The sequence below is a fragment of the Streptomyces sp. NPDC014676 genome, from assembly GCF_043084105.1.
Lineage (GTDB): Bacteria > Actinomycetota > Actinomycetes > Streptomycetales > Streptomycetaceae > Streptomyces.
In genome coordinates, this window is sequence record NZ_JBIBZI010000030.1 from 22521 (window position 1) to 34568 (window position 12048).

Consider the following 12048-nt stretch of genomic DNA (forward strand, 5'->3'; position numbering starts at 1 on the left):
CGGCGCACTGTGCAGAACGTCAAAGTTCACGGCCTGGTTTTGTACACATACGGCTCATGACGGGGGGCCTGCAGGGAGAGATAGCCTTGGTGGCGTGATCAGCGCGATAGCTCGCGGGGACCTCGGTGTCCCTGCTGTGCGCCCGGAGAGCACGGACGACATCCGTGACCGGGCGACGGTCGCTGGTCTTCGCGGGCGGCACGGGGCCAAGAGGGCACCCGGGGCGCGGCGCACCTCCCGGGGAAAGGCGTCGCAGAGAGCGACGTCACACCCGTCGGGCGCATCGAATTCGGCCGAGAAGCCCCCGCTCCTCCCACCTCGCGGCATAGCGTCGGCACAGACCGGACACCCCGTGTCGTACCACCGCACCACGAGGTCGGAGACCGTACTTCCTTCTACGTCACGCAACGGCGCGCGACAGGAGCCAGAGGACCATGCAGACCAAGCTGGACGAAGCCAAGGCCGAGCTGCTCGAAAGGGCGGCCCGGGTAGCTGAGAACAGCCCGGCCGGGGGGAAACTGCCGACCGGGACGACGGACAAGGGCATGCCCGACCGGGACACCGTGCTCGAGTTCCTCCAGCGCTACTACCTGCACACCGCCCCGGAGGACCTGACCGACCGCGACCCGGTCGACCTCTTCGGCGCCGCCTACTCGCACTACCGGCTCGCCGAGAGCCGCCCCCAGGGCACGGCCAGCGTCCGCGTCCACACCCCGACCGTCGAGGAGAACGGCTGGACCTGCAGCCACTCCGTCGTCGAGGTGGTCACCGACGACATGCCCTTCCTGGTCGACTCCGTCACCAACGAGCTGACCCGTCAGGGCCGCGGCATCCACGTCGTCATCCACCCCCAGGTCGTGGTCCGCCGGGACGTCACCGGCAAGCTGATCGAGGTGCTCACCGCCCCCGTCGGCGGCGACCTCCCCCAGGACGCCCGCGACCTGCCGCACGACGCGCACGTCGAGTCCTGGATCCACGTGGAGATCGACCGCGAGACCGACCGCGGCGACCTCAAGCAGATCACCGCCGACCTGCTGCGGGTCCTCTCCGACGTCCGCGAGGCCGTCGAGGACTGGGGCAAGATGCGCCAGGCCGCGACCGCGCTGGCCGAGGCGCTGCCCGGCGAGCCCGTCCCCGCCGACCTGCCCGCGCCGCAGGTCGAGGAGGCCCGCGAACTGCTGCGCTGGCTCGCCGACGACCACTTCACCTTCCTCGGCTACCGCGAGTACCAGCTGCGCGAGGACGACTCGCTGGCCGCCGTCCCCGGCACCGGCCTCGGCATACTGCGCTCCGACCCGCACCACGCCACCGACGAGAGCCACCCGGTCAGCCCCTCCTTCGAGCGGCTGCCCGCCGATGCCCGCGCCAAGGCCCGCGAGCACAAGGTGCTGGTGCTGACCAAGGCCAACAGCCGGGCCACCGTGCACCGGCCGTCGTACCTGGACTACATCGGCGTGAAGAAGTTCGACGCCGACGGCAACGTCGTCGGTGAGCGCCGCTTCCTCGGACTGTTCTCCTCCGCCGCCTACACCGAGTCCGTGCGCCGGGTGCCGGTGATCCGCCGCAAGGTCGAGGAGGTCCTGGAGCGCGCAGGCTTCTCGCCGCACAGCCACGACGGGCGCGACCTGCTCCAGATCCTGGAGACCTACCCGCGCGACGAGCTGTTCCAGACCCCGGCCGGCGAGCTCCAGTCCATCGTGACCTCGGTGCTCTATCTCCAGGAGCGCCGCCGGCTCCGGCTCTACCTGCGCCAGGACGAGTACGGGCGCTACTACTCCGCCCTCGTCTACCTGCCGCGCGACCGCTACACCACCGGCGTCCGGCTGCGGATCATCGACATCCTCAAGGAGGAACTCGGCGGCATCAGCGTCGACTTCACCGCCTGGAACACCGAGTCGGTCCTCTCCCGGCTGCACTTCGTGGTCCGCGTCCCGCAGGGCACCGAACTGCCCGAGCTGTCCGACGCCGACAAGGAGCGCATCGAGGCCCGCCTCGTCGAGGCCGCCCGCTCCTGGGCCGACGGCTTCGCCGAGGCACTGAACGCCGAGTTCGGCGAGGAGCGCGCCGCCGAGCTGCTGCGCCGCTACTCCGGCGCCTTCGCCGAGGGTTACAAGGCCGACCACTCCCCGCGCAGTGCCGTCGCCGACCTGGTCCGCATCGAGGAGCTCGACGAGGAGCGGGACTTCGCGCTCAGCCTGTACGAACCGGTGGGCGCGGGCGCCCAGGAGCGCCGCTTCAAGATCTACCGCAAGGGGGAGGCCGTCTCCCTGTCCGAGGTGCTGCCGGTGCTCCAGCGGCTCGGCGTCGAGGTCGTCGACGAGCGGCCGTACGAGCTGCGCTGCGCCGACCGCAGCGTGGCCTGGATCTACGACTTCGGCCTGCGGATGCCCCAGGGAGCCGGCGCCGACCAGCTCGGTGACGACGCCCGTGAGCGGTTCCAGGACACCTTCGCGGCGACCTGGACCGGCAAGGCGGAGAACGACGGCTTCAACGCCCTCGTGCTCAGCGCCGGACTGACCTGGCGGCAGGCCATGGTGCTGCGGGCGTACGCCAAGTACCTGCGCCAGGCGGGCTCCACCTTCAGCCAGGACTACATGGAGGACACCCTCCGTCACAACGTCCACACCACCCGGCTGCTCGTCTCCCTCTTCGAGGCGCGGATGTCCCCGGACCGGCAGCGCGCCGGGTACGAGCTGGTGGACGCGCTCCTCGAAGAGGTCGACGCCGCCCTCGACCAGGTCGCCTCGCTCGACGAGGACCGCATCCTGCGCTCCTTCCTCACCGTCATCAAGGCGACGCTGCGCACCAACTTCTTCCAGGAGACCAGCGGCGGCGTGCCGCACGACTACGTCTCCATGAAGTTCGACCCGACGGCCATCCCCGACCTCCCGGCGCCGCGCCCGGCGTTCGAGATCTGGGTGTACTCGCCGCGCGTCGAGGGCGTGCACCTGCGCTTCGGCAAGGTCGCGCGCGGCGGTCTGCGCTGGTCGGACCGCCGGGAGGACTTCCGCACGGAGATCCTCGGCCTGGTCAAGGCGCAGATGGTGAAGAACACCGTCATCGTGCCGGTCGGCGCCAAGGGCGGCTTCGTCGCCAAGCAGCTCCCCGACCCGGCCGTGGACCGCGACGCCTGGATGGCCGAGGGCATCGCCAGCTACAAGACGTTCATCTCGGCGCTGCTCGACATCACCGACAACATGGTGGCCGGCGAGGTCGTGCACCCGGCGGACGTCGTCCGGCACGACGAGGACGACACGTACCTGGTCGTCGCGGCGGACAAGGGCACCGCGACCTTCTCGGACATCGCCAACGAGGTCGCCGAGTCGTACAACTTCTGGCTCGGTGACGCCTTCGCCTCCGGCGGCAGCGCGGGCTACGACCACAAGGGCATGGGCATCACCGCCCGCGGCGCCTGGGAGTCCGTGAAGCGGCACTTCCGGGAGCTGGGCGTGGACACCCAGACCCAGGACTTCACGGTCGTCGGCATCGGCGACATGTCCGGTGACGTGTTCGGCAACGGCATGCTGCTCAGCGAGCACATCCGCCTGGTCGCCGCCTTCGACCACCGGCACATCATCATCGACCCGAACCCCGACGCGGCCGTCTCCTACGCCGAGCGCCGCCGGCTGTTCGAGCTGCCGCGCAGCTCCTGGGAGGACTACGACACCGGGCTGCTGTCGGCCGGTGGCGGGATCTTCCCGCGCAGCGCCAAGTCCATCCCGGTCAACTCGCAGATCCGCGAGGCCCTCGGCATCGAGCCGGGCGTCACCAAGATGACCCCGGCCGACCTGATGAAGGCGATCCTCAAGGCGCCGGTGGACCTGCTGTGGAACGGCGGCATCGGCACGTACGTCAAGGCCTCCACCGAGTCCAACGCCGACGTCGGCGACAAGGGCAACGACGCCATCCGCGTCGACGGCAAGGACCTGCGGGTCTCCGTCGTCGGGGAGGGCGGCAACCTGGGCTGCACCCAGCTCGGCCGCATCGAGTTCGCGTCGCACGGCGGCCGGATCAACACCGACGCGATCGACAACAGCGCCGGCGTGGACACCTCCGACCACGAGGTGAACATCAAGATCCTGCTCAACGGTCTCGTCAAGGACGGCGACATGACCGTGAAGCAGCGCAACAAGCTGCTCGCCGGGATGACCGACGAGGTCGGCCGGCTGGTGCTGCGCAACAACTACGCGCAGAACACCGCCATCGCCAACGCGCTGGCGCAGTCGAAGGACATGGTCCACGCCCAGCAGCGGTTCCTGAAGCACCTGGTGCGCGAGGGCCAGCTGGACCGGGCCCTGGAGTTCCTGCCCACCGACCGTCAGATCCGCGAGCGGCTCGCCTCCGGGCGGGGTCTGACCGGTCCGGAGACGGCCGTGCTGCTGGCGTACACGAAGATCACGGTCGCCGAGGAGCTGCTGGCCACCTCGCTGCCCGACGACCCGTATCTGAAGGTGCTGCTGCACGCGTACTTCCCGACGGAGCTGCGCGAGCAGTTCCCCGACCGGATCGACACCCACCCGCTGCGCCGTGAGATCACCACGACGGTGCTGGTCAACGACACGGTCAACACGGGCGGTACGACGTATCTGCACCGGCTGCGCGAGGAGACCGGCGCGTCGCTGGAGGAGATCGTCCGGGCGCAGACCGCGGCCCGCGCGATCTTCCGCTCCTCGGTGGTGTGGGACGGGGTCGAGGCGCTCGACAACACGGTCGACGCGGACGTCCAGACCCGCATCCGGCTGCACTCGCGCCGCCTGGTGGAGCGCGGTACGCGGTGGCTGCTCAACAACCGGCCGCAGCCGCTGGAGCTCGCGGAGACGGTGGAGTTCTTCGCCGAGCGCGTCGAGCAGGTCTGGACCCAGCTGCCGAAGCTGCTGCGCGGCGCGGACCTGGACTGGTACCAGAAGATCTACGACGAGCTGAGCGGCGCCGGTGTCCCCGACGAGCTGGCCACCCGGGTCGCCGGGTTCTCCTCCGCCTTCCCGACGCTCGACATCGTGTCGGTGGCCGACCGGACGGGCAAGGAGCCGCTGGACGTCGCCGAGGTGTACTACGACCTCGGTGACCGGCTGCGCATCACCCAGCTGATGGACCGCATCATCGAGCTGCCGCGCGCCGACCGCTGGCAGTCCATGGCCCGCGCGGCGATCCGCGAGGACCTGTACGCGGCGCACGCGGCGGTGACCGCGGACGTGCTGGCGGAGGGCAACGGCTCCTCGACGCCGCAGCAGCGCTTCACCCAGTGGGAGCGGAAGAACGCGGCGCTGCTGGGCCGGGCCCGTACCACGCTGGAGGAGATCCACGGCTCCGACGCGTTCGACCTCGCCAACCTGTCGGTGGCGATGCGGACGATGCGGACGCTGCTGCGGTCGCACTCGTAGACGCGGGCGCGTGAGGGCGCCCCGGGCCGTGTCGGGTCCGGGGCGCCCTCGTGCCGTTGTGGTGCCTTGGGTGGGCATCGGCGGGGATCCGGTGCGGGGTCGCCGTTCCGGGCAATGGTTTATGTGTGACTGTCCGATTTTCGCCGTCCGCTCCGCCGGGGGAAGCCGGTGCGCGCCGTGCCGCGGTCCGGCCGGCGGTCGTCGGCCGGACCGCGGCCCTGGCCGTCGCCGGACTCGTTCTCGTCCTGATGGCCCTGGTGATCGTGCGGCTCCCGTGGGCCGGCGACCTGGGCGTGCACGCGGCGACCTTGCAGCGGCTGCGGCACAGCCCGCTCGACCCCGGCGACCCGCTGGTCGACGCGGACACGCCGAGCCCGTACTACTCGCCGTGGATGCTGCTGCTGGGTGCCGTCGCCCGGTTGTCGGGTCTTTCGGTGTTCGTGGTGCTGCGGCTGGCCGCCGTCGCCGGACTGGCGCTGCTGGTGACAGGTGTACGGCGGTACGTGCGGACGCTGAGCGCGCACCGGGCCGCGCCCGCGCTCGCCCTGCTGAGCCTGCTGCTGCTGTGGGGCACGACGCCGTTGCTGTGGAGCGGCTTCCCGGGGCTGCACTCGCTCGCGCTGACGGTGTCGTATCCGAGTACCTTCGCGCTCGGGCTCGCCTTCCACTTCTGGGCGTGGCTGACGGGAGCGCTGCGCCGGGGGGCCGGGTGGCCGGAGTGGCTCGGACTGGGGGCACTGTGGGGGGTGATCCTGCTCTGCCACCAGTTCTCGGGGGTCGTGGCCACGGTGGGTGCCGCCGCCACGGTGCTCGCGGCGGGGCGGGCCCGGCGCGTGGTGTGGTCGCGGCTCGGCGCCGGGGTGGTGGCGGGGGCGGTGGTGCTGTGGGCGTGGCCGTACTACGACTTCTTCGCGCTGTCCGGCGCGGCGGGGGGCGGGCTGGACGCGGTGCACCGGGGGTTGTACGGGCATCCGGCCGCGCGGTACGGGCTGGTGCTGCTCGGGGTGGTCGCGCTGGTGCCGCGGTGGTGGCGGGACCGGTGGGATCCGCTGGTCCTCTTCGCCGGGCTGGCGGTGGCGGTCGTGGGGGCGGGATGGGTGAGCGGCCACTACGCGTGGGGGCGTGCGCTGCCGGCCGTGGTGATCCCGGCGCAGCTCGCGGTGGCGCTGGAGGCGGTGGGGGCGGGGCGGCGGGGGCTGCGTGCCGGGTGGACGGTCCTGCTGGCCGGGGGGCTGCTGGCCGGGGGGTGGGGGCAGGCGGGGGTGCTCGGGTACGTGGTGCCGCGCGGGGGACTGCCGGCGGCGGTGGAGGACAGGTACCGGCCGCCGTGGACGGGGTATCACTGGATCACCCCGTGGGTGCGGTACGGGGACGTGGTCATGGCGGAGGGGCGGCCGGCCCGTCAGGTACCGGCGTACGGCGCCTACACGGTCGCTCCTGGTTATCCCGGCTTCTTCCTGGCGGACGAGGAGCGCCGGGGGGCGGCCACGCGGGTGTACTTCGGGGAGCGGACGCCGGCGTCCGTGCGGCGGGGGATCGAGCGGGAGTACGGGGTGCGGTGGGTGGTCGACGGGAGCGGTGCGCTGGGGGACGCCGGGCTGCGGGAGGTGGCGCGGGGGCCGGAGGGGCAGGTGCTGTATGCGGTGCCCTGAGCTGTGACGGGGGCGGGGGCGGTTCCGGTGTGGTTTTCGCCCCCGCCGCCCCTTCCCTTCCCCGGGGGCTGCGCCCCCGGATCCCCCTTCGGCCTGAACGGCCTCGTCCTCACACGCCGGACGGGCTGAGAGATCAGGCGCCGGACGAGTTGAAGACGCTCGCCACCAGGCGGGCCGCCCGGCGTACCCGGGGGACGGCCGCACGGCGGGCCGCCGGGTGCAGCACGCTCGCCGTGAGGCCGGCCGGCTGCCAGCGGAGCTGGAGGCGGCCCGGGGTGTGGCCCTCGGGTTCGATGGTGAGCCGGTGGCGTGGGACGCGGGCGGTCAGGGACGGGAAGGTCAGGGGGGCCAGGAGCAGGCCCCGGTTGCCGTGGCCCCGGCAGGTCAGGCGGACCATCGGGTGACGTACCCCGGCGAAGCCGCTCAGCGGGAGGCGCGCGGTCGCCGGGTCGAGACGGACGCGGCCCTCGAAGACACCGGGGCGGACCGGGGAGAGACGGAAGGGGACGGTCAGGCGGCGCCGGCCGGGGGAGACGATCAGGCTCGCGCGCTGGGGGCCGACCGGGAGGCGCAGAGCCGGGTCGTACGTGCGGACGGTCAGGTCGACGGAAGCCCCGGGCCCCCGGACGATCTCCGTGATCTCGTGGCGGAACCGGGCGACGGAGAAGGGGCGGGTGCCGAGCTCCAGCTCGGTCAGGTCCAGTTCGCGGCGGGCGCCCGCCGACCCGGGGACCCGCCCGCCCCAGTACGTACGGCCGTCCGGGCCCGTGGCCAGCTCCCTCGGGGCGACACCGTCCCCCAGCTCCCGGGCCGCCCACCGGGCCTCGGCCAGCCGCCGGTCGCGGACGAGCTGGAGCACCACCCGCTCGGCGCGGGGCAGCCGGGCGTACGCGCCCGGCGACAGCGTCTCCAGGTACGGGTTCACCAGGTCCGCGAAGGACGCCAGCCACTCCTCGTCCCGGTAGGGCAGGTCGCCCGCGTACATCCGGAAGTCGTGCTTCAGGAACTTGTGGTCCTTGTCCTCGCGCAGCCCCTCGTGCCCGCTCTCGGCCAGGAAGGCGTCGATCAGCCGCTGCACGTGGATCCGGTCGCGGACGTTGCCGATCAGATGCCGCTGGTTGGAGATGGACGCGGCGTCGGAGCCGGCGTACGGGGCGACGTACCAGAGATACACCGGCTCCGGGATGATCGTGAACCGCTTCGCCAGGCAGTACGCCTGGGCCGAGAAGAGCTGGTCCTCGTAGTGGATGCCCTCGGGGAAGCGCAGGCCGTGCCGGTCGAGGAAGGCGCGGGAGTACATCTTGCCGGTGGCCAGGTGTTCGAAGAACAGCCGCGGGTCGGCCTCGATGCCGTCCAGGGTGCGGCGTTCGCGCACGAGGTGCGGCATCCAGGTGGAGCGGCGGCCGGTGTCCACCCGGATCCGCCGCACCGCGCCCATCGCGAAGTCGAGGTCGCGCTCGCGGTGCGCGGCGAGCAGCGAGGCGACCGACTCCGGCGGGAGCTCGTCGTCGCTGTCGAGGAACATCAGGTACGGCGCCCGCGCGATCTCCAGGGCGCGGTTGCGGGGCGCGCTGCACCCGCCGCTGTTCTCCGGCAGCCGCAGGTACCGGATACGGCCGTCGCGGGCCGCCAGCGCCCGCGCCACCCGGGGGGTGTCGTCCGTGGAGTGGTCGTCGCTGATGACGATCTCGATGTTCCGGTGGGTCTGGCGGCGCACGGACTCCACCGCCCGGGGGAGCCGTCCGGCGTCGTTGTGCACGATCACCGTGACGGTCACGTCGGGGAGCCGGGGGGTGTTCATGACGCCTCCTCGGGGGTCGGCGCCGGGGTGCGTTCCCCGAGCGGCAGCACCGGCGGCAGCGACGCCTCGTCCTGGCTGAGGAAGACCCGGCGTACGACGCGTTCGGCGGCGCGGCCGTCGTCGTACTCGCAGAACCGGCGCCGGAAGACGGCCCGAGCCTTCGCCGCGCCGTCGTCGCGCCAGGCGTCGGTGGTGAGGATCCCGGTCAGCTCGTCCTGGGTGCGGGCCACCGGGCCGGGCGCCTCGGCCATCAGGTCGAAGTAGACGCCGCGCGTGGTGCGGTACGTCTCCCAGTCGTCGGCGTGGACGACGATCGGGCGGTCGAGGTTGGCGTAGTCGAACATGATCGACGAGTAGTCCGTGACCAGGACGTCGGCGGCCAGGCACAGCTCCTCCACCGGGTCGTAGGACGAGACGTCCACGACGCGGCCGGAGCGGCGCGGACCGGCCGGCGGGGAGGCGGGGGAGGCGGCACCGTCGTAGAAGTAGTGGCCGCGCACCAGCAGCACGGTGTCCTCGCCGAGGCGTTCGGCGAGGGCGGCGAGGTCCAGGCGCGGCGTCCAGCCGGCCTCGTAGTCGCGGTGCGTGGGCGCGTACAGGACGGCCCGGCGCCCCGGCGCGATGCCGAGGCGCGCGCGGACCGCCCGGATGTCGTCGGCGCCGGCCGTGTAGTAGACGTCGTTGCGCGGATAGCCGTGGTCGAGCGAGACGAACCGCGACGGGTACGCCCTCTCCCACATGCGGGTGGTGTGGCTGTTGCTGGAGATGCTGAAGTCCCACTTGTCGACGCGCTCCAGCAACGCGTCGAAGTCCAGGCCCTGGGCGGCGGCCGGGAACGGCATCTGGTCCACGCCCATGCGCTTGAGCGGGGTGCCGTGGTGGGTCTGGAGGTGGACCGAGCCGGGGCGTTTGACCACGGCGTTCGGGAAGTTGACGTTGTTGACGAGGTACTTGGCGGTGGCGAGCGTCTCCCAGTAGCGGCGGGTGCCGGGGACGACGTGGTCGGTGCCGGGCGGGAGCAGGGCGGCGTTCTCGGCGGTCACCACCCACACCGGGTGGATGTGCGGGGCGAGTTCGGCGAGCTTCGCGGCGATCGCGGCCGGGTTGCAGGCGACCCCGCGGTTCCAGTAGGCGGCGAACACCGCCAGGTGGGGGTCGACGGGACGGCGCAGGGCCCTGCGGTACTGCTGCTCGCGGACCTGTGCGCCGAGCCGGCGCCTGCCGGTGCGCACGGTGGACCGCACGGCGCGGCGGGCCCGGTTGGCGGTCTGGAAGGCGCGGTACCTGCCGTAGGCGTCCTCTTCGAGCAGGGAGCGGCGGACGCCCTCGGGGCCGGCGGGGCGCCGGTGGCCCTCGGGGCGGCGGCGCAGGGCGGCGACCGAGGCCCGGTGGAAGAACTCCCGGGCCACGTCCTCGGGCATGTCGCCGCGGGTGAAGGCGCGCAGGCAGTCACGGACCATGATCTCGTAGAGCACGGTGTAGACGGCGGGGCGTTCGCGGGCGAGGTCGAGGAGGCTCTCGTAGCGGTCGACGAGCGCGTAGTGCTGTGCGGGGGTGAGCGGCGGGAGGGCGGCGGGGCGCAGCCGGCGGTCCTCGTGGGCGATGTGCGGCAGGGCGGCGACGCGGCCGGCGAGCAGCAGGGCGGCGAGGGCCGCGTGCGGTTCGTCGTCGGTGGTGAGCCGTTCCTCGTGCGCCCGCCAGAAACCGGCGCGCAGGACGCGGGTGCCGAGCAGCGGGGTCAGGCGCAGCAGGTAGGCGCTGTCGTCGAGGGCGAGGTCGGTGCGGCCCGCGCGGGCGAGCAGGGGGCCGTCCGCCGAGGGGAGACCGGAGCGGCGCCAGGTGCTGCGCAGGTGGTCCAGGAGCAGGACGTCCACGGCGGCGGGGAGCCCGGCGGCCCGTTCGGCGACGGTACGGGTGCTGCCGGGCGGCAGGCCGTCCTTGGCACGGACGAAGTGCAGCCAGCGGCCGGTGGCCCGCGCCGCCCCCGCCGCCCTGGCCGTCGCGTCGGACGTGCCGTCGGGCAGGGGCAGCACCTGGACGTGCGGGGCGTGCCGCCGGGCGGTCTCGTGGGCCCAGTCGCCGACGGCGGCGACGACGACCTCGGTGTCCGGGCGGGGCCGGTCGGTGAGGGAGTCGAGCAGACCGGTCAGGTGGTCCTGGGTGTTCGGCCCGTGGACGATGACGCTGAGCTCGGGCATCGCGGGACTCCTTCGGCTGCTCGTCGCTCCGGACGGTCCTCTTCGGTCATATTGGCATCAATACGATGAAGTGGCCGCGCGGGCGTGGGCCTCAGGAGGGCACCGGCACCGCCTTCGGTCCGGGCTGCGGCTTGCGGGCCTTGGCCGTGCCCGAGGTGAACGCCTCGTACTCCTTGAGCACGTCCTCCGTCGGCCCGTCCATCAGCAGCTCGCCCCGCTCCAGCCAGAGCACGCGGTCGCAGGTGTCGCGGATGGACTTGTTGTTGTGGCTGACCAGGAACACCGTCCCCGCCCGCTTGCGCAGCTCCCTGATGCGGGCCTCGGAGCGCTTCTGGAAGGAGCGGTCGCCGGTGGCCAGGGCCTCGTCGACGAGGAGGACGTCGTGGTCCTTGGCGGCGGCGATGGAGAAGCGCAGCCGGGCCGCCATGCCGGAGGAGTAGGTGCGCATCGGCAGGGTGATGAAGTCGCCCTTCTCGTTGATGCCGGAGAAGTCGACGATCTCCTGGTAGCGGGCCCTGACCTGCTCGCGGGACATGCCCATGGCGAGCCCGCCGAGGTGGACGTTGCGCTCGCCGGTCAGGTCGCTCATCAGGGCCGCGTTGACGCCGAGCAGGGAGGGCTGGCCGTCGGTGTAGATGCGGCCGTTCTCCACCGGGAGCAGTCCGGCGACGGCCTTGAGCAGGGTCGACTTGCCCGAGCCGTTGGTGCCGATGAGCCCGATGGCCTCGCCCCGGTACGCGACGAAGGAGACCCCGCGCACGGCGTGCACCGTGCGCACACCGGACGCCTTCTCGGCCTGCTTGCGGCGCAGCATGCGGTTGAGGGCGGCGGTGGCGGAGCCGCGTCCGGCGCCGGTGCCGTTGACCCGGTAGACGATGTCGACGCGGTCGGCGACGACCGTGGGGATCCTGGTGTCGCTGCTGTCAGCCACGGCCGTATTTCTCCTCTGCCTTCCAGAAGTACACGAAGCCGATCACGCCGGCCAGCAGCGCCCAGCCCACCGCGAACGCCCACAC

At 72.5% G+C, this 12048-nt stretch carries 5 protein-coding genes and 1 pseudogene; 2 read left to right on the forward strand and 4 right to left on the reverse strand.

All coding sequences use genetic code 11. The features are described 5' to 3' along the window. The first annotated feature begins 434 nt into the window (after positions 1 to 434). Positions 435 to 5381 carry an NAD-glutamate dehydrogenase gene (locus ACF1DX_RS38260; RefSeq protein ID WP_391795755.1) on the forward strand — a complete coding sequence of 1649 codons (4947 nt, stop codon included), beginning with the start codon at positions 435 to 437 and terminating at the stop codon, positions 5379 to 5381. A 125-nt stretch (positions 5382 to 5506) separates the two neighbouring features. Next, entirely contained in the window at positions 5507 to 7033 is a 1527-nt protein-coding gene (locus ACF1DX_RS38265; RefSeq protein ID WP_391795756.1) for a hypothetical protein, read from the forward strand. Positions 7034 to 7166: 133 nt separating this feature from the next. Here ACF1DX_RS38265 and ACF1DX_RS38270 read toward each other — a convergent pair whose 3' ends face one another. The 4 genes and pseudogenes from ACF1DX_RS38270 to ACF1DX_RS38285 form a co-directional block, all read right to left on the reverse strand. Next, on the reverse strand, positions 7167 to 8834 hold the full coding sequence (locus tag ACF1DX_RS38270) for a glycosyltransferase family 2 protein (protein WP_391795757.1): 1668 nt from the start codon (positions 8832 to 8834) through the stop codon (positions 7167 to 7169). Further along, positions 8831 to 11032: a CDP-glycerol glycerophosphotransferase family protein gene (locus ACF1DX_RS38275; RefSeq protein ID WP_391795758.1), complete on the reverse strand. Its 2202-nt coding sequence runs from the start codon at positions 11030 to 11032 to the stop codon at positions 8831 to 8833. Before ACF1DX_RS38275 ends, ACF1DX_RS38270 begins: the two co-directional genes overlap by 4 nt. A 91-nt stretch (positions 11033 to 11123) precedes the next feature. Then, positions 11124 to 11963, reverse strand: a complete 840-nt coding sequence (locus ACF1DX_RS38280; protein WP_391795759.1) for an ABC transporter ATP-binding protein — start codon at positions 11961 to 11963, stop codon at positions 11124 to 11126. Beyond that, positions 11956 to 12048: pseudogene (locus ACF1DX_RS38285) on the reverse strand (ABC transporter permease); the annotation flags it as partial. The gene ACF1DX_RS38280 and the pseudogene ACF1DX_RS38285, both read right to left, overlap by 8 nt.

Coding starts and splice junctions, on each gene's coding strand:
- ACF1DX_RS38260 (WP_391795755.1), top strand. CDS start 435: ATGCAGACCAAGCTGGACGAAGCCAAGGCCGAGCTGCTCGAAAGGGCG.
- ACF1DX_RS38270 (WP_391795757.1), bottom strand. CDS start 8,834: ATGAACACCCCCCGGCTCCCCGACGTGACCGTCACGGTGATCGTGCAC.
- ACF1DX_RS38275 (WP_391795758.1), bottom strand. CDS start 11,032: ATGCCCGAGCTCAGCGTCATCGTCCACGGGCCGAACACCCAGGACCAC.